Origin of the sequence: Serratia sp. NFX21 (genome assembly GCF_048517035.1) — a bacterium.
Lineage (GTDB): Bacteria > Pseudomonadota > Gammaproteobacteria > Enterobacterales > Enterobacteriaceae > Serratia > Serratia quinivorans.
Genome location: NZ_CP183196.1, coordinates 1,960,873 through 1,977,264 on the forward strand (window position 1 = coordinate 1,960,873; position 16,392 = coordinate 1,977,264).

The window sequence follows — 16,392 nt, forward strand, 5'->3', positions numbered from 1 at the left end:
AATACACAACAAGAGGAAAAAATATGGCAATCACCCCCTCACGTGGTCGCGTATTAGCTTTGGCACTGAGCTTACTCGCTGCCAGCATCGGCGTGGCACAGGCGGCTGACACGGTGCGCGTTGGCTCCAAAATCGATACCGAAGGCTCGTTGCTCGGCAATATTATCGTGCAGGTGCTGGAATCCAACGGCATCAAAACCACCAATAAATTACAGCTCGGCACCACCAAGGTGCTGCGTGGGGCGATCACCTCCGGCGAAATTGACGTCTATCCGGAATACACCGGCAACGGCGCATTTTTCTTCTCTGATGAAAAAGACCCGGCGTGGAAAAATGCCCAGGCCGGTTTCGAAAAGGTCAAGAAGCTCGATTATGACAAGAACAAAATTGTCTGGCTGGATGCGGCTCCGGCCAACAATACCTGGACCATTGCTATCCGTCAGGACGTGGCGGAGACCAATCACCTGAAAACGCTGGCCGATTTGGGCAAGTGGATCAACGGCGGCGGCAAGTTCAAGTTGGCAGCCTCGGCGGAGTTTATCGAACGCCCGGATGCGCTGCCTGCGTTCCAGAACGCTTACGGCTTTAAGCTGAACCAGGACCAGTTGCTGTCACTGGCCGGCGGTGATACGGCGGTGACCATCAAGGCGGCGGCGGAGCAAACTTCTGGCGTCAACGCGGCCATGGCCTACGGTACTGATGGCCCGGTGGCGGCGCTGGGGTTGATAACGCTGGAAGATCCAAAAGGGGTACAGCCGATTTACGCACCGGCACCGATTATCCGCGAGGCAACGCTGAAACAACATGCCAACATCGCCGAACTGCTGAAGCCGGTATTTGCAACACTTGACGGCCCAACGCTGCAAAAACTCAATGCGCAGATTGCAGTGGAAGGCCAGGACGCCAAACAGGTGGCGGCCGCCTATCTGAAAGAGAAAGGGTTGGTTAAGGGGTAACGCCGCTGGCCCCCGTTGGGGGCCTAAATGGAGCTGGAGAGTTTCTTTGATTATTGCCGTAAAAAACCGCGTATTACTGACGCTGCTTATTCTGTTGCTGCTGGCCGCATTTGGCCTGCCGTTTCTCAGCTATGCCCCCAATCGCCTGCTGTCGGGCAAGAGCATTTCCCTGATTTCCCTGTTGCACGGCCCGGCGCTGTGGCTGCTGGTGCCCATGCTGGTGCTGGCGGTACTCAGCCTGTTGGCACCGGTCAGGCGCAATGCGTTGCTTACCGCGTTGACGGCTTCGATGTTGCTGGCATTGACCTTCTGGTTGAGTGGGCATGCGGCCCAACAGTTGGCGTCGGAGGGATCCAGACTGGCACGCACCTCCTGGGGCAGTGGCTGCTGGTTGATACTGGCGCTGAGCCTGTTGATGGCTGCCGACGCCCTGACCCGCGTTACCGCCTCGCATTTGTGGCGCATTCTGGGCAACCTGCTGGTGGTACTGCCTGCGTTGGTGCTGTTGTTTAGTCATCAGCTGGATCAACTTTCGCTGCTGAAAGAGTACTACAACCGGCAGGACGTATTTGACGCCGCACTGTTGCAGCACTTGACCATCTTGCTGGCCACGCTGGTGCCGGCGTTGGTGATTGGCATTCCGCTCGGGGTGCTGTGCTTTCGCTCTGTGCGCTTACAAACACCGATATTTTCTACTCTGAACATTATCCAGACCGTGCCGTCGATTGCGCTGTTCGGCTTGCTGATCGCGCCATTAGCCGGGCTGGCGAAGGCGCTGCCCTGGCTGGCAGAACACGGCGTCAGCGGTATTGGCATGGCTCCGGCGATTGTCGCCCTGGTGTTGTATGCGCTGTTGCCGCTGGTGCGCAGCGTAGTGGCCGGATTGCAGAGCGTGCCGGCCAGCGTGATTGAATCCGCCAGTGGCATGGGGCTGACGCGTGGGCAGATTTTCTTGCGCGTGCAGCTGCCATTGGCGTTGCCGTTGTTCCTGACTGGCGTGCGTATTTTGGCGGTGCAGACCGTCGGCATGGCGGTGGTGGCGGCGCTGATTGGTGCCGGAGGTTTTGGCGCCATCGTTTTCCAGGGCCTGCTCAGCAGCGCGCTGGATCTGGTGCTGCTGGGGGTGATCCCGGTGATCGTGATGGCGGTAATCGTCGATTCACTGTTTAAATTTTTGGTTTCAATTTTGGAAGTGTCACGCCGATGATTCAGTTTAATCAGGTCAGCAAGATTTTTCAGGGCAAGCCGGCGGTGGACGATCTTACGCTGCGGATTGCCAAGGGCGAATTTGCCGTGTTGATCGGCACCTCTGGCTCAGGGAAGTCCACCACGTTAAAAATGATCAACCGACTGATCGAGCACGATCGGGGCAAAATTTACTTTGCCGATGAAGAGATCCAGAAGTTCAAACCGCAGGATCTGCGCCGCCGCATGGGGTACGCCATTCAGTCGATCGGCCTGTTCCCGCACTGGACGGTGGAAGAGAACATTGCCACCGTGCCACAACTGCTGAAATGGCCGCGTGCGCGCATTCGCGATCGGGTGACCGAGTTGCTGGAGCTGCTGCATCTGGAGCCGGATTTGTTTCGCCGTCGATACCCGCACCAGCTTTCTGGTGGGCAGCAGCAGCGGGTTGGGGTGGCGCGTGCGTTGGCCGCCGACCCAGAAGTGCTGTTGATGGACGAGCCTTTTGGCGCACTGGATCCGGTGACCCGTGCGGCGCTGCAGACAGAAATTGCACGTATCCACCATCTTTCCGGACGCACCATCGTACTGGTGACGCACGACATTGATGAAGCGCTGGCACTGGCGGACCGCATCGTGCTGCTCGATCAGGGCCGCATCGTGCAACAGGGCACGCCGCTGGAACTGTTGACCGCACCGGCCAACGATTTTGTGCGTGATTTCTTTGGTCGCAGCGATCGCGGTATCAAGCTGCTGTCGCTGGAAACGGTAGCGCAACGGGTGCGGCCTGGCCATGTGGAAGGGGAGCCTATTGCCGCCGCCATGAGCCTGCGCGAAGCGCTGTCGGTGTTTGTGGCACGCGGCTGCGAATGTTTGCCGGTGACGGGTGAACAGGGCGAAGCGCTCGGGGTGCTGCATTTCAGCGATCTGATTGTCCAAAAGGCGCTGTCATGAGTGCGCTTCGGGCCCTACGCTGGCTGCGCGATCCGCTGCCCTGGACCTTTGCCCTGTTGCTGGCACTGGTGTTCGGCATGAATCATTTACACGGCCTGTTTGCCGCCTGGTTTCCCGAACTGGAGCGGCCGGTGTATCAGCAGGACAGCTTTATCTCACTGGTGTGGGCGCATCTGTTGCTGGTGGCGGTTTCCAGCCTGGTTGCCGTGGTGATTGGCGTCAGCGCCGGCGTCGCTGTAACGCGCCGCGCCGGTAAGGAGTTCCGCTCATTGGTGGAAACCCTGGTGGCGGTGGGGCAGACATTTCCGCCGGTGGCGGTACTGGCGATCGCAGTGCCGGTGATGGGCTTTAGTGAGCAGCCGGCGATCATCGCGCTGGTGCTGTACGGTTTACTGCCGATCTTGCAGGGCACGCTGGCGGGGATTGAGTCTGTGCCCAGCGCCACCCGCGAGATTGCGCAGGGAGTAGGGATGAGCCCACGACAGATCCTGTGGCGCGTCGAACTGCCGCTGGCGGCGCCGGTGATCGTCGCCGGCATTCGTACCTCGGTGATCATCAATATTGGCACAGCGGCGATAGCTTCTACCGTTGGTACCAAAACTTTGGGATCGCCGATTATTATTGGCCTGAGCGGCTTTAATACTGCCTATGTGATCCAGGGCGCGGTGGTGGTGGCCCTGTTGGCGATCATTACCGATATGCTGTTTGAGCGTTGGGTACGCCATCTCACCGCCTGGCGTCAGCAGGCGCTGGTGACTTCTTCTTCTGCCGGATAAGGGAACATGATGCAGGTATCTTTACCGATGTACGGCGTGACACATCAACCGGCGGAAGCCTTCTGGCGGGTGCTGCGCGGCAAATTACTGCAACTGGGATTACCGCAAGCGCCAGAGTCGCTCAGTTGGCCACAGGATCCGGCGCAGCACTGGCAGCGCGATGACTTGTTGCTCAGCCAAACTTGTGGCTATCCGCTGGCCATCAGCCTGCCGCAGGTGCAACTGGTTGGCACCTATCATTATCGCGTTGAGGGGTGCGAAGGGCCGGATTACAGCAGTTGGCTGGTGGTGCGCGATGATGAGCCCGGCGAACGGCTGGAAGATTTCCGCGGCCGGATTGCGGCCTATAACAGTACCGACTCGCAGTCAGGCCATAACAGCCTGCGGGCGTTGATTGCCCCCCTGGCTCAGGAGGGAAAATTCTTCCGCGCCGCCATTGCCTCTGGTGCGCATTATCAGTCGATTAAGCTGATCCAGAATCGGCAGGCGGATATTGCTGCCGTTGACTGTGTCAGTCTGGAACTGTTGAAACGGGCACAGCCGCAGGCGCTGGCGGGGCTAAAAATTATTGGGCGAACGGCCAGCGTACCGGGGTTGCCGCTGATTACCTCGCGACAAACCCCGCCGGAACAGCTGGAGATACTGCGCGCCGGGGCCAGGGCGATGCTGGGTGAAGCGGTGAGCGATAGCCTGTTGATCGGTGATTTCAGCCTGGTGCCGCGTTCGGCATACCAAAAAATAGCCGTTCTGGAACAACAGGCCGCCGCGCTTGGGGTGACGTCGCTTTAAGCTTACAGCCGCCCTCCGCCGTCGGCAGGTTGGTATTGCTACATGCTACCATCACTTGGCCTGAATGTTCTCTGCTGGAGTAGCAGTAGCGGCGGCTTCGTTGGAGGTGGTGGTTTCTTCGCTTGGCGTGGTGGAGCGGGTGTACATGTTCAGCCCGGCCAGGAAGACGCCGCCGAGTGAACCAAAGGCACACAGAAAGATAACGATAATGAACGATTTTTTAAGCATTGGGATAATTTCGCAGGTTGCCCGGAACAGCGGGAATTATAGTCTCTTTGCCAGGTGAAACAAGAATCGTTTTGAATGGCGGCCCGCAGACCGCCATTTTGGTCACTCTTTAATGCTGCCGACCGGCTGAACTTTGGTCGGACGCGTAAACAGGAATTTGCCCAGGGTCACCAGCACCACCGCCGCGACGATAATCACCAATGCTGCCCATTCACGGGGTGCCAGCGATTCGCCTGCAAAGCCGATACCGAGCAGCACTGCCACCACCGGATTGACGTAGGCGTAGCTGGTTGCCACCGCCGGGCGCACGTTTTTCAGCAAAAACATATAGGCGCTAATTGCCAGCATCGAACCGAAGACAATCAGATAACCCAGTGCGAAGAAGCCTTTGGCGCTGGGCATTTGCGTCAAACGCTCACCGCTGAGCTGGCTGACGACCAGCAACACCACACCGGCCACCAGCATTTCGGCTGCTCCGGCCATTGGCCCGGCCGGCAGAGAAATGCGCGATCCCAGTACCGAACCAAAAGCCCAACTGGCGGAGGCCAGCAGGATCAGCAGTGCGCCGGTAGGGTTGCCGACCAGATTATTGCCGGTGTTCAGCAGCACGATCCCCACCAGTCCCAGCCCAATGCCTGCCCATTCCAGTTTGGTATTACGCATGCCCCACAGCAGGCTGAAGCACAGGGTGAACAGCGGCACCGTCGCTACCATCACAGCGGCAATGCCGGAAGGTACGTGCTGATGCTCTGCCACGGTCACCAGGCCGTTACCTACCGCCAACAACAAAATGCCAATGGTGCCGGCAGCCAGCCACTGTTTTGCCGTCGGCAATGCGTGGCCGCGCAGTGCTAAAAAGCCAAACAGCACAATGCCGGCGACCAGAAAGCGGATGCCGGCCATCATCAGCGGCGGCCAGCTCTCTACGCCCAGACGAATAACGAAGTAGGTCGAACCCCAGACAATATATAACGTGAACAGCGCCCCGATTAACGGCAGGACGTTACGACTACTTTGGCTTAGCATGGATTTTTATTCTGTAGGGAAGGTTATTATTAGAGGACTCAGTAAACCCGATCGGGCAGAGGATAAGCAACGCTTTTCAGTACTTTTTTAAGCGAACAATGGGCTGGCTTTCCGGTGGTGACTCATCGGATGACGCCAGCCGGTGGGCTGCCTTGTGCCGGATGTCGGTTACAGCAGTGAAATACGGTAGGCGCAGCGGCGCGCACCGGCCAGAATATGCTCTGAGCGTTCAACCTGAGCCTGCAGCACCTCGGTAAAAACACTCAGTTCCGCGCGGCAGAACCCCTGACAAACGGTGGCGGCGGCGCAAATAGGGCAGTGGTTTTCTACCAGCAGAAAAGAACCGTCCTCCTGCAGGCACGACTCGGCCATGTAGCCTTCGCGACAACGGATCGCCGTCAGGCGCGCTACGCGTTCCTGCAAATCCGTGGCGCCGACCATTGCCTGTTTGTAGTTAATGCGCGTTTCCTGCTCGCGGGTGTCGATCAACAGTTCGATGGCCTGTTCGCCCAGTTTGTCGCGAACGGTGCGCAGCAGTTGTACCGTCAGTTCGGAATGGGTGTCCGGAAAGCGTGCATTGCCTGCGGCAGTCAGGTGCCAGAGCTGCACCGGTCGGCCGACGCCACGGGTTTCCGCCACGGCTTCAACCAGCCCATCTTTCGCCAGCTTGACGAACTGCTGGCGCGCGGCCTCGCCGGTGGTACCAAGGACTTTTCCTGCATCAGACGCTTGCTGTGGGCCGCGGGTTTTCAATAGTGTCAGCAAACGGTCACTGACCGATTGTGCGGGGGTACCGCCATTTTCCAAGTTTATTCTTGACATATTTCTCCGCCTCGCCCTACTCTTATTCCAAGATAATTCTTGTTAAATTTAACGCAATATCACTCTTAACTCAATGCCATTCCTCTGAAAACAGGACGACAACTGTGATAACCAACGATGATAGCCGCTGGGCCGATCTATTTTCCGGCAAAAATGGTGCCAGTGCGATCGCGCTCTCACTCGGCGTAGCGCTGCATGCAATCAATATTCTGGTCGCTACCACCATTCTGCCCTCGGTGGTGCAGGATATCGGCGGGCTGAGTCTGTATGCCTGGAATACGACGCTGTTTGTGGTGGCGTCGATTCTGGGTTCGGCATTATCGGCTCGTTTACTCAGCGGTTACGGGGCTCGCAGTGCCTACGTGGTGGCGTCACTGTTCTTTATTGCCGGGGCGATGCTGTGCGCGCTGGCGCCGTCAATGCCGGTGATGCTCCTCGGCCGAACCGTGCAGGGCTTCGGCGGCGGGCTGATTTTCGCGCTTTCGTACGCCATGATCAATCTGGTATTTGAGCAAAAACTATGGCCGCGGGCGATGGCGCTGATCTCGGCAATGTGGGGCATCGCGACCCTGGTAGGGCCGGCGGTGGGCGGCATTTTTGCCGAACTGAATGCCTGGCGCTGGGCCTTTGGCATTCTGTTGCCGGTGATGGTGCTGTACGCCGGATTTACCTTCCTGATCCTGCCAAAAGGCAAACCGCAGCAACAGGCGGCACCGCTGCCGCTGGCTCAGCTGCTGCTGTTGGCGACGGCGGTAATGGTGGTGTCCGCCGGTAGCCTGGCGGACAGCGCGTGGGTCAATCTTGGCGGCATTGCGTTGGCCGTGCTGATGATGGCCTGGCTGATACAGCGTGAAGCGCACTCCCGCGCCCGATTGCTGCCGAAGGGGGCTTTGCGCCGCGGTTCGCCGCTGGCCTCGTTGTATATCACCGTCTCTCTGCTGGTGGTGGGCATGACCAGTGAAATCTTCGTGCCTTATTTTCTGCAAACGCTGCACGGCCAGTCCCCGCTGATTTCCGGTTATATCGCGGCCACTATGGCTGCGGGGTGGACGTTATCGGAAATCCTCAGTTCCGGCTGGCGCAGTGCGGGCATCCGCCGGGCCATTGTCAGCGGGCCGATGTTGGTGTTGGTGGGGTTACTGGCATTGGGCCTGCTGATGCCGATACCTTCTGGCGGCCATTGGGCAGGGCTGACGCCGATTGTGATTGCGCTGACGCTGGTGGGCTTTGGTATTGGTTTCGGCTGGCCGCATCTGTTGACGCGTATTCTGCAGGTTTCGCCTGAGGCCGATAAGGATATTGCCGGGGCGTCGATCACCACGGTGCAACTGTTTGCAACCGCCTTTGGGGCTGCGTTGGCCGGGATGATTGCCAACCTGGCCGGGTTAAATGTGCCGGGTGGTGCGCAGGGCGCAGCCTCCGCTGCTCGCTGGCTGTTCCTGCTGTTTGCATTGGCGCCGCTGCTGGCGGTGTTCAGTGCCTGGCGTTGCGCGGCGATCGCACCGCCGGTTGCCGACAGCGACAAGCAGGTACCAGAGTCGTCGGCTCTGCCGTCATAACAGCGAAAGACTTTCGCCAAGTTGTAGTGCCAGTTAAAAATTTGGTTGACGAATCCCGTATTTGAGATTATTTCTCTTATATGGGATTTTTTTGTATCAGAGACTTAATCATGGATAACGGATTGGAAAGTGCCGATCTCAGACTGGCGCAGCGACTGTCTGATTTACGCCAGCAGCAGGGCTGGTCGCTGGAGGAATTGGCGCAGCAAACCGGCATCAGCCGGGCGACGTTGTCGCGGGTCGAACGCGCTGAAACCAGCCCGACCGCTTCATTGTTAAACAAACTGTGCTCGGCCTATGGGTTGACCATGTCGCGGCTGCTGAGCGAGGTCGAGGACGAGCCGCCGGAGTTGCTGCATCGTGAGCAGCAGACGGTATGGGTGGATCGCGCCAGCGGTTTTCATCGCCGTTCGGTATCACCGCCTGCTGCCTTGTATAAGGCCGAGTTTATTGAATGCACACTCGAGGCCGGGGCGGTGATTGCCTATGACGCGCCCTCGATACATGCGCTTGAGCACCATTTATGGCTGCTGGCAGGGCGGCTCGAACTAACGCTGGAGGGGCGCACCTTCCAGCTTGAGCCGGGTGACTGCCTGCGTTATCGGCTGTTCGGCGCTTCAAAATTTCATGCCTCCGGCCCTGAGCCGGCCCACTACACCCTTGTTATCAGCAGGCCTTAATCATGATTGAGATACAGCAACTGAATGCCGAAGCGGCACAAAACGCGATCCCGGAACTGGCCGAAATGCTGCAAGCCAGCGTCTCCCAGGGGGCGAGCATTGGTTTTATCATGCCGTTCACACTGGAGCAGGCGCAGGCGTTCTGGCGTGGCCTGCTACCGGCGATTGAGCGTGGGGAAAGGTTGCTGCTGGTGGCATACGATGCCGGGCGCGTGGTGGGTACGGTGCAACTGCTGCTGGCGATGCCGGACAACGGCCGCCACCGGGCCGAGGTGCTAAAACTGATGGTGCACCCGGACGCTCGCCGCCGGGGTATTGCCCGTAGCCTGATGTTGCAGGTGCAGCAAAGTGCACTTGAGCAGCATCGGCATTTATTGGTGCTCGATACCCTGACCGGCGATACGGCGGAGGGCATGTATCGCCTGTTGGGTTTTCAACTGGCGGGTAGCATTCCGCAATACGCCCTCGCCAGCAACGGCAGTGCGCTGGATGCCACCAGTTATATGTATAAGTTGCTGTAACTTTCCCCGTCGTCCGTAGGGGCGAATACCGGGGCCCCTACAAGATTAGCGGGTGAGCAGGGATTACTGCCCGTTCCAGGCCTTGATAGCCTGTTGGCGTATCTGCAGTTTTTGCTCCGGCGTCAGCTTGTTATAGTCCTGCGCCATGCCACTTTCCCAGTCGCCATACAGCGGGTTCGGCAGCACGATGTATTCGGTGCCGAACTTGCTTTGGTTGTCGGCGACAAACGCGCGGCGCTGTGCGTTATCCTTGTGGTAGGTCGCGGCCCCGAAGTCGTTCAGGTTGTCACCGGCGTAGACCACAATATCGTAACCCGCGTTTTTGATGGCGTCGAAGCGTGGCTGCTTGTTGGAGGTATCACCACTGAGCAGCACGGTTTTTTCCGACATGCCGGTAAAGCCCAGTTTCTGCATATTAGCCACCGTGGCGGCGTATTCAGACTGTTTGCGGTTGGAAACGTAGAACATGGTGCCCTGATGGCTGTTGACGTAACGGGCAAATTGCACGGCACCCGGAACCGCACCGGCTTGCTCTGCCTGCGACCATTTGGCCCAGGTGGCTGCGGCGAAAGGCTGGCCCTGCTGCGCCTGCCAGCCGGAATACGGGCTGTTGTCCAGCATGGTTTCGTCCAGATCCACCACCACGGCTTTCTTTTTGCCCGGCGTGGCCCTGGCCTGATCAAAGGCCAGCTTGGCGCTGTTGAACGCCTGGTGCGATAGCGCCTGATATTCTCCGGACTGCTGGAACCAGTTCAGTGCCAGCACCGACTGATCTGCCAGGCGTTGCTGGGCCTGCAGATCGGTTTTTGGTGGCTGCGCGCAGCCGGCCAGAGTCAGTAGCGCCATACCGATCGCCGTGCCAAGGGCCATTTTCTGTTTATTTATTCCTGCCATAAATGAATCACTCTCTGCTTGTTATTGTGGTGTGCCTAAGGTCATCGTCATTTCAAACTGGCGTAACGCGTCCTGCTGCCAGCCGAGCCTGGCGAAGAAGGGGGCAGCCACTTCGGGAACGTAAACGTTGGCCGTCAGCGGTAGCGACGCGAATTTCGTCTGTAACGCGGCCAGCATCGCCCGGGCATGGCCCTGGAAACGGTGCTGCGGCGGGACGTAAATCATGCGTAAAAAGCACTTATCCGCGCCGACCTGCACCACCGCATAGGCCTGGTGTTGTTCCAGGGCAAAGGCATAGGGCTTGCCGGGCAGTTTGAACAGCGATTCCGGGGCGATTAGCCAAGGCAGGTCGGTGGCGCCATCGGCAATCAGGCGGTGGGAGACGAACAGCGGATCAATTTCCTGCAGCGGCACAATGTCGCCAGCTGTTTGCTCGCCTGCCAGATGGCCGGTCAGCGTGCGGACGATTTGCAGCCCAGCCTGATGGTACAGCGCAATCGCGGGGTCGTTGCCTTCGATCACCTCCAGCGACAGCTGGCGGTCACCGCGCTCACGTGCATCGGCGACAATGCGTTTCATCAGCGCTTTTCCCAACCCTTTGCCGCGCATTTCCGGTCGGATGGACAGCGCCGATACCCGGCTGTGCAAACCACGGCGGCTAATCAACGCCAGCGCCACCGGTTGCTGTTGGTGCGTAACGACAATGCTGTCATTCAGGCTAAGGTCTTCGGCGCCAAAGCGGCGGGCGAAGGTGGCACCGTCAATGATGAAACGCACAATGTAGTTTTCAAAACAGTGGCAAAGGATCTGCGCCAGCTCATCACTGCTGTAGCGCAACGCTGAGTGGTATTCGAATGGGGAAGTGTTTGGCATAGGTCATCCAGGTTGATTTGCGCAACATATAGATGTAGACCCGTTTGTTTTGTAAGGCAAGTTTCCTGATGCGGCGATGAGAGGCGAAGGGCGGCCAGGGCACCAAATGAAAAAACCGGGCGTTGCCGCCCGGCGAAATTACTCTGGGTATCAAGTGAAGCTAAGGTTTGCAGTGGTGGTTATTCATCACATCAGAACTGGTAGGTCAGGGCGACGGCGATGACGTTGTCGTCTTTCAGACCCAGCTTATTATCGCCGTCGAGTTGGTTGATTTTATAATCGACGTAGGTCGACATGTTCTTGTTGAAATAGTAGTAAGCGCCAACGTCGATATATTTCACCAGGTCGGCATCGCCGATGCCTTCAATATCTTTGCCTTTCTGCTGAACATAACCCAGCGATGGGCGCAGACCGAAGTCGAATTGATATTGCGCAACCAGTTCCAGACCTTCCGCCTTATTGGCAAAGCCGCTAACGGAGGTAGAAGTGTTATTGATGGTCGCGGTGCCGGAAATAGGCGCGATATTACGGCTTTGCGAGTAGGTCGCTGCCAAATAAACGTCGTTATTGTCGTATTTCAGGCCGCCGGCCCAGATATCCGCTTTATCGCCTTTACCGAAGGTGCCTGCTTTTTGGCCGGCGGTACGGTTGGAAGAGGCGTAGGCAGCACCGACGCTCAGGCCGTCGATGATTTCATAGCTGGAAGACAGGCCCCAGCCGTCGCCATTCGCCTTGCTGTTGGCGCGGCCGTCGTTTTCGTTTTTGCCCTGGTACTGAACCGCGAATTTCAGACCTTCAACCAGGCCGAAGAAGTCGTTGTTACGGTAGGTGGCTACGCCGTTGGTACGGCCGTTCATAAAGTTGTCGGTCTTGACGTAGGCATCATCACCGAACTCAGGCAGCATATCCGTCCAGGCGCCGACGTCATAGATAATGCCGTAGTTGCGGCCGTAGTCGAATGAACCGATATCTTTATATTTCAGACCGGCGAAGCCCAGACGAGTCTTGGTGTCTTTCGCGCTGTCGGATTCAGAATGGTTAGCTGAAATCTGATATTCCCACTGGCCATAACCAGTCAGCATATCGTTAATTTGAGTAGCGCCTTTAAAACCGATACGCACATAGGTTTTATCGCCATCATTACCGGCATCGTCAGAGAAATAGTGCAGTGCTTTTACGCGGCCGTAAAAATCAAGTTTGTTGCCGTCTTTATTATAGATTTCTGCTGCCTGTGCTGTCTGCGCAATTAAAAGTGCCGGAATAATTACGGCCAGAAGATTACGTTTCATGATTTACCCTGCTTTATTCGATTGAAAGACGCTTATCATCAGTTGTACTGCTGTTTCACTGTGCCGCCCGTTTTGTTTGCAGCGCAGGTTTTTTACCGTAGTTATGTGATCTATTTATGACAAAATATTCATTTCCATGTCGAACGATTAAAAAAGTTGCGGAAAGAATGAATTTCTTCTTCGGACAACTGTCGGTGGTCGGTTTATCGCTAACAATGTCGCTCCAGGTTTCTGGAGGAATCATGTGTGAGATTTATACATTGGGTTACCTTGCGCGCCGTTACCCTGTTTTAACCATCCTGTTTTTGTGGACCTTCAATATCAAAAATCCCGATTTTTACCTGCCGTGATTGCGGGTAGTTTCAGGCTATTGGTAAATCGACAGGAGAAAATGATGCAACCTTCCCAACAGGCCGGGCAGCAGGCGTTCGGCGACATCGCCCCCAAGCTGGCACAACTCAGTGACAGCGTATTATTCGACGACGTGTGGCAGCGGCCAATACTGACTCCGCGTGAGCGCAGCCTGATCACCGTGGCGGTGTTGGTGGCGCTCAACCGCGTGGAGCAATTGCCGTTTCATCTGCAACTGGCCCAGCGCAATGGCGTGAACGTCGAACAGCTTGCCGAGTTGATCACTCATTTGGCGTTCTATGCCGGCTGGCCCGCGGCGGCCTCTGCCGTGGCGCGCCTGCGCGAACTGAAACAGGAGTAGTCTCATGCCATTCAGCCGCATCGCTTTGCACCAGGGTAAATCAGCGCAATACCTGAAAACCCTGTCTGACAGTCTGCACCAGGCGCTGGTCGAAACCTTCAATGTCCCGGCAGCCGATAAGTTTCAGGCCATCGATCAATACCGCCCCGGCGAATTGATTTATGATCGCGACTATCTTGGCGGCCCGCGTTCAGCGGACTATGTGCTGTTCTACATCACCATAGGCCGTCCGCGTGATACCGCCACCAAGCAGCGTTTTTATCAACGGCTGGCGGCGTTGCTGGCGGAGAATCTCCAGTTGCGTCCGCAGGATGTGATGGTGGTGATCACCACCACTCAATTGGATGAGTGGTCGTTCAGTGCGGGACGCGCCTCAATGATTGAAGGCCAGGCTGACGTGGCCGACGGTCTGTGGGACAATAGCGCCATCATTTCGTAGAGATATAGAGTTGAATGGCGCTCTCCCCCGCAGTTAAAGATCAGATTGGCCAGTGGTACAAAGCCCTGCAGCAGCAAATACCGGATTTTATTTCCCGTGCACCGCAACGGCAGATGATCGCCGAAGTGGCAAAAACGCTGGCCGGTGATTACCCGCGCCATCTGGCGATTGAGGCTCCGACCGGCGTAGGTAAAACCTTGTCATACCTGATCCCGGGGATCGCCGTCGGCCGCGCAGAGAGTAAACCTCTGGTGGTCAGCACCGCCAACGTGGCACTGCAGGATCAGATCTACAGCAAGGATTTGCCGCTGCTGAAGAAGATCATTCCCGATCTGAAATTTACCGGTGCCTTTGGCCGCGGGCGCTATGTTTGCCCGCGTAACCTGGCGGCGCTCTGCACTGACGTGAGCGAGCAGGGCGACCTGATGCTGTTTCTGGGTGACGAACTTGCGCCTTCGAGCGGTGAAGAACAGGCGCTGTGTCAAAAACTGAGCAAGGCGCTTAGCCGCCATGAGTGGGACGGGCTTCGCGACCATTATCAGCTGTCGATTGACGATCCGCTGTGGATCAAGCTCAGCACCGATAAAGCCAACTGCCTGGGCCGTAACTGCCATTACATTCGTGAATGCCCGTTTTATATCGCGCGTAAAGAGATTGAAACCGCCGATGTGGTGGTGGCTAACCATGCGTTGGTGATGGCGGCGCTGGAAACCGAGTCGGTACTGCCGAACCCGAAAGAGCTGCTGCTGGTGCTGGACGAAGGGCATCATTTGCCGGAGGTAGCGCGTGACGCGCTGGAGATTGAAGGTGAAATCACCGCCTTGTCGACCAATCTGCAGTTGGACATGATCGTGCGCCAGGTTGAGTTGTGCATGACGCAATACCGACCGAAAAGCCCGCCGGGGTTGGCAAACGACGAACGTTTGAAGAACCACTGTGAAGAACTGCGCGAACTGATCCAAATCTTTGAGCATCAGGTCAGCGCCTATCTGCCGACCGATACGGTCATCGCCGAACATCGATTTGAAATGGGGGAACTGCCGACGGAGATGGTAGAAACCTGCGCACGATTATTCAAGCTTACCGACGCCTTGCGCGGGCTGGCGGAGTTTATCGTCAACGATCTCAGCGAACAGACCGGCAAGCACGACATTGTGCGGCTGCACCGCTCGATCATTCAGATGAGCCGCACCCTGGGCTATCTGGAGGCGATGAGTAAACTGTGGCGGCTGGCCGCGCTGGATAAATCTTCCAACGCACCGATCTCCAAATGGGTCACGCGCGATCTGCGTGATAACGTGACCCACCTGTACCTGCATTGTGTGGGCATTCGCGTTAGCGATCAGCTGGAAAAGCTGCTGTGGCGCAAGGTGCCGCACGTGGTGATCACCTCGGCGACGTTGCGCTCGCTGAACAGCTTTGCGCGGCTGCAGGAAATGAGCGGCCTGAGTGAAAAGGCCGGCGATCGCTTTGAATCCCTGTCTTCCCCCTTCAATCATGTGGAACAGGGCAAAATTGTTATTCCGAATATGCGCTTTGAGCCGTCGATGGCCAATGAAGCCGAACATCTGGAAGAGATGGCGCGCTTTTTCCGCGCCGAGCAGGCCACTGGCAAGCACAAAGGGATGCTGATCCTGTTCAGCAGCCACCGGGCGATGCAGACCTTCCTCAGCTATGTGACCGATCTGCGCCTGATGCTGCTGGTACAGGGCGATCAGCCACGCTATCGGCTGGTGGAAGAACATCGTAAACGGGTCGAAAAGGGCACGGCCAGCGTGTTAATCGGCCTGCAGTCGTTTGCCGAAGGGCTGGATCTGAAAGGTGAGCTGCTGACCCAGGTGCATATCCACAAAATCGCTTTCCCGCCGATCGACAGCCCGGTGATCCTGACCGAGGGGGAATGGCTAAAATCGCTGAAGCGTTATCCGTTTGAAGTGCAGAGCCTGCCAAGCGCCTCGTTCAACCTGATCCAACAGGTGGGGCGACTGATCCGCAGTAATGAATGCCACGGCGAGATCGTGATTTACGATCGCCGCCTGCTGACCAAAAGCTACGGTTCGCGTTTGCTGGCGTCACTGCCGGTATTTCCTATCGAACAGCGGGAAGTGCCGGAGGCCGACAAGGCACACCTGGCCGCCATTAAATCTGCCGCTGCGGCGGAGAAAAAAGACAAAAAGCGCAAGAGTCCGTTTACCCGCCGACGTACGCGTTAATCAAAGCAGCGGGGGCAGGCGGCGCTTCACCGGCGTGGTTTTGACGATGGAAGTGTTGCTCTGCGCGCGTTCGGCCAGTCGATCGAGGATCTGGTCGAGTTGCTCCATCGAGTGCGCCACCAACCGCACGATAAAACAGTCCTCGCCGGTCACCTTGTCACACTCAATCACCTCCGGGATATCCTGGATCAACTGTTCGACCTTCTTGAGCATGCCCGGCAGCGGTTTGATGCGCACCAGCGACTGAAAAGCGTAGCCCAATGCCTGCAAGTTGACGTTCAGGGTATAACCCTGGATCACACCATTTTCTTCCAGCCGCCGCAGGCGCTCTGAAGTACTGGGTGAAGACAGCCCGGCTCTGGCGCTGAGCGTTTTCAGTGACACCCGTGCGTCTTCCGCCAGCAGGGTCAGTATTTGGCGATCGATATCATCCATAAGTTCCCCATTAGGTTAATTTGGATTTATGCCTTAAATAA

At 57.3% G+C, this 16,392-nt stretch carries 18 protein-coding genes; 11 read left to right on the forward strand and 7 right to left on the reverse strand.

Annotated elements, in window-relative coordinates; translation table 11 throughout:
• Nucleotides 1–23 precede the first annotated feature (23 nt).
• From ACNT1W_RS09315 to ACNT1W_RS09335, 5 genes are read left to right on the forward strand one after another with little or no spacing between them, the layout of a single operon-like run.
• Complete coding sequence (locus tag ACNT1W_RS09315; RefSeq protein ID WP_012005878.1) at nucleotides 24–956, forward strand: ABC transporter substrate-binding protein; 933 nt, start codon at nucleotides 24–26, stop codon at nucleotides 954–956.
• 46 nt (nucleotides 957–1,002) lie between these two features.
• A complete protein-coding gene (locus ACNT1W_RS09320) occupies nucleotides 1,003–2,163 on the forward strand; it encodes an ABC transporter permease (RefSeq protein WP_261130350.1) in 1,161 nt (386 codons plus the stop codon).
• Nucleotides 2,160–3,095, forward strand: a complete 936-nt coding sequence (locus tag ACNT1W_RS09325) for an ABC transporter ATP-binding protein (RefSeq protein WP_115182956.1) — start codon at nucleotides 2,160–2,162, stop codon at nucleotides 3,093–3,095. The genes ACNT1W_RS09320 and ACNT1W_RS09325 overlap by 4 nt, the downstream gene beginning before the upstream one ends.
• Nucleotides 3,092–3,871 (forward strand): ABC transporter permease, encoded by a 780-nt coding sequence (locus ACNT1W_RS09330; RefSeq protein WP_112363927.1) that lies wholly within the window; start codon nucleotides 3,092–3,094, stop codon nucleotides 3,869–3,871. Before ACNT1W_RS09325 ends, ACNT1W_RS09330 begins: the two co-directional genes overlap by 4 nt.
• Before the next feature lie 9 nt (nucleotides 3,872–3,880).
• On the forward strand, nucleotides 3,881–4,660 hold the full coding sequence (locus ACNT1W_RS09335; RefSeq protein WP_419246861.1) for a phosphate/phosphite/phosphonate ABC transporter substrate-binding protein: 780 nt from the start codon (nucleotides 3,881–3,883) through the stop codon (nucleotides 4,658–4,660).
• 51 nt (nucleotides 4,661–4,711) lie between these two features.
• Here the strand turns inward: ACNT1W_RS09335 and ACNT1W_RS09340 are convergent, their stop codons facing one another.
• From ACNT1W_RS09340 to ACNT1W_RS09350, 3 genes are all read right to left on the reverse strand, one after another.
• On the reverse strand, nucleotides 4,712–4,888 hold the full coding sequence (locus ACNT1W_RS09340) for a hypothetical protein (protein WP_012005883.1): 177 nt from the start codon (nucleotides 4,886–4,888) through the stop codon (nucleotides 4,712–4,714).
• A gap of 102 nt (nucleotides 4,889–4,990) precedes the next feature.
• A complete protein-coding gene (yedA, locus tag ACNT1W_RS09345) occupies nucleotides 4,991–5,914 on the reverse strand; it encodes a drug/metabolite exporter YedA (RefSeq protein ID WP_012005884.1) in 924 nt (307 codons plus the stop codon).
• A 168-nt stretch (nucleotides 5,915–6,082) separates the two neighbouring features.
• Nucleotides 6,083–6,736: a helix-turn-helix transcriptional regulator gene (locus ACNT1W_RS09350; protein ID WP_419246689.1), complete on the reverse strand. Its 654-nt coding sequence runs from the start codon at nucleotides 6,734–6,736 to the stop codon at nucleotides 6,083–6,085.
• A gap of 104 nt (nucleotides 6,737–6,840) precedes the next feature.
• Between ACNT1W_RS09350 and ACNT1W_RS09355 the strand changes: the two genes are divergently transcribed.
• From ACNT1W_RS09355 to ACNT1W_RS09365, 3 genes are all read left to right on the forward strand, one after another.
• Nucleotides 6,841–8,295: an MFS transporter gene (locus ACNT1W_RS09355; protein ID WP_012005886.1), complete on the forward strand. Its 1,455-nt coding sequence runs from the start codon at nucleotides 6,841–6,843 to the stop codon at nucleotides 8,293–8,295.
• Nucleotides 8,296–8,405: 110 nt separating this feature from the next.
• The gene (locus ACNT1W_RS09360; RefSeq protein ID WP_112363923.1) at nucleotides 8,406–8,975 is read left to right on the forward strand and encodes a helix-turn-helix domain-containing protein; all 570 of its coding nucleotides are present in this window, start codon (nucleotides 8,406–8,408) and stop codon (nucleotides 8,973–8,975) included.
• A gap of 2 nt (nucleotides 8,976–8,977) precedes the next feature.
• A complete protein-coding gene (locus ACNT1W_RS09365) occupies nucleotides 8,978–9,496 on the forward strand; it encodes a GNAT family N-acetyltransferase (protein WP_012005888.1) in 519 nt (172 codons plus the stop codon).
• A 63-nt stretch (nucleotides 9,497–9,559) separates the two neighbouring features.
• Here ACNT1W_RS09365 and ACNT1W_RS09370 read toward each other — a convergent pair whose 3' ends face one another.
• The 3 genes from ACNT1W_RS09370 to ompC form a co-directional block, all read right to left on the reverse strand.
• Nucleotides 9,560–10,390 carry a 5'-nucleotidase, lipoprotein e(P4) family gene (locus tag ACNT1W_RS09370; RefSeq protein ID WP_315902222.1) on the reverse strand — a complete coding sequence of 277 codons (831 nt, stop codon included), beginning with the start codon at nucleotides 10,388–10,390 and terminating at the stop codon, nucleotides 9,560–9,562.
• A 21-nt stretch (nucleotides 10,391–10,411) separates the two neighbouring features.
• Nucleotides 10,412–11,263, reverse strand: coding sequence for a GNAT family N-acetyltransferase (locus tag ACNT1W_RS09375; protein WP_261098889.1), 852 nt, complete (start codon nucleotides 11,261–11,263; stop codon nucleotides 10,412–10,414).
• Nucleotides 11,264–11,454: 191 nt separating this feature from the next.
• On the reverse strand, nucleotides 11,455–12,552 hold the full coding sequence (ompC, locus tag ACNT1W_RS09380) for a porin OmpC (RefSeq protein ID WP_261130321.1): 1,098 nt from the start codon (nucleotides 12,550–12,552) through the stop codon (nucleotides 11,455–11,457).
• 394 nt (nucleotides 12,553–12,946) lie between these two features.
• Between ompC and ACNT1W_RS09385 the strand changes: the two genes are divergently transcribed.
• From ACNT1W_RS09385 to dinG, 3 genes are read left to right on the forward strand one after another with little or no spacing between them, the layout of a single operon-like run.
• Complete coding sequence (locus tag ACNT1W_RS09385; RefSeq protein ID WP_419246862.1) at nucleotides 12,947–13,264, forward strand: carboxymuconolactone decarboxylase family protein; 318 nt, start codon at nucleotides 12,947–12,949, stop codon at nucleotides 13,262–13,264.
• Between the two features lie 4 nt (nucleotides 13,265–13,268).
• Nucleotides 13,269–13,703, forward strand: a complete 435-nt coding sequence (locus ACNT1W_RS09390; RefSeq protein WP_012005893.1) for a tautomerase family protein — start codon at nucleotides 13,269–13,271, stop codon at nucleotides 13,701–13,703.
• A gap of 14 nt (nucleotides 13,704–13,717) precedes the next feature.
• Nucleotides 13,718–15,916 (forward strand): ATP-dependent DNA helicase DinG, encoded by a 2,199-nt coding sequence (gene dinG / locus ACNT1W_RS09395; RefSeq protein ID WP_218215805.1) that lies wholly within the window; start codon nucleotides 13,718–13,720, stop codon nucleotides 15,914–15,916.
• Here dinG and ACNT1W_RS09400 read toward each other — a convergent pair whose 3' ends face one another.
• Nucleotides 15,917–16,351, reverse strand: coding sequence for an Lrp/AsnC family transcriptional regulator (locus ACNT1W_RS09400; protein ID WP_012005895.1), 435 nt, complete (start codon nucleotides 16,349–16,351; stop codon nucleotides 15,917–15,919).
• Nucleotides 16,352–16,392: the final 41 nt, after the last annotated feature.

Excerpts from the sequence above, each read along its gene's own strand:
- ACNT1W_RS09315 (WP_012005878.1), top strand. The coding sequence starts at position 24 with ATGGCAATCACCCCCTCACGTGGTCGCGTATTAGCTTTGGCACTGAGC.
- ACNT1W_RS09350 (WP_419246689.1), bottom strand. The coding sequence starts at position 6,736 with ATGTCAAGAATAAACTTGGAAAATGGCGGTACCCCCGCACAATCGGTC.
- ACNT1W_RS09390 (WP_012005893.1), top strand. The coding sequence starts at position 13,269 with ATGCCATTCAGCCGCATCGCTTTGCACCAGGGTAAATCAGCGCAATAC.
- yedA (WP_012005884.1), bottom strand. The coding sequence starts at position 5,914 with ATGCTAAGCCAAAGTAGTCGTAACGTCCTGCCGTTAATCGGGGCGCTG.
- ACNT1W_RS09375 (WP_261098889.1), bottom strand. The coding sequence starts at position 11,263 with ATGCCAAACACTTCCCCATTCGAATACCACTCAGCGTTGCGCTACAGC.
- ACNT1W_RS09325 (WP_115182956.1), top strand. The coding sequence starts at position 2,160 with ATGATTCAGTTTAATCAGGTCAGCAAGATTTTTCAGGGCAAGCCGGCG.
- ACNT1W_RS09370 (WP_315902222.1), bottom strand. The coding sequence starts at position 10,390 with ATGGCAGGAATAAATAAACAGAAAATGGCCCTTGGCACGGCGATCGGT.
- ACNT1W_RS09360 (WP_112363923.1), top strand. The coding sequence starts at position 8,406 with ATGGATAACGGATTGGAAAGTGCCGATCTCAGACTGGCGCAGCGACTG.
- ACNT1W_RS09335 (WP_419246861.1), top strand. The coding sequence starts at position 3,881 with ATGCAGGTATCTTTACCGATGTACGGCGTGACACATCAACCGGCGGAA.
- ACNT1W_RS09330 (WP_112363927.1), top strand. The coding sequence starts at position 3,092 with ATGAGTGCGCTTCGGGCCCTACGCTGGCTGCGCGATCCGCTGCCCTGG.
- ACNT1W_RS09365 (WP_012005888.1), top strand. The coding sequence starts at position 8,978 with ATGATTGAGATACAGCAACTGAATGCCGAAGCGGCACAAAACGCGATC.
- dinG (WP_218215805.1), top strand. The coding sequence starts at position 13,718 with ATGGCGCTCTCCCCCGCAGTTAAAGATCAGATTGGCCAGTGGTACAAA.
- ACNT1W_RS09400 (WP_012005895.1), bottom strand. The coding sequence starts at position 16,351 with ATGGATGATATCGATCGCCAAATACTGACCCTGCTGGCGGAAGACGCA.
- ompC (WP_261130321.1), bottom strand. The coding sequence starts at position 12,552 with ATGAAACGTAATCTTCTGGCCGTAATTATTCCGGCACTTTTAATTGCG.
- ACNT1W_RS09340 (WP_012005883.1), bottom strand. The coding sequence starts at position 4,888 with ATGCTTAAAAAATCGTTCATTATCGTTATCTTTCTGTGTGCCTTTGGT.
- ACNT1W_RS09385 (WP_419246862.1), top strand. The coding sequence starts at position 12,947 with ATGCAACCTTCCCAACAGGCCGGGCAGCAGGCGTTCGGCGACATCGCC.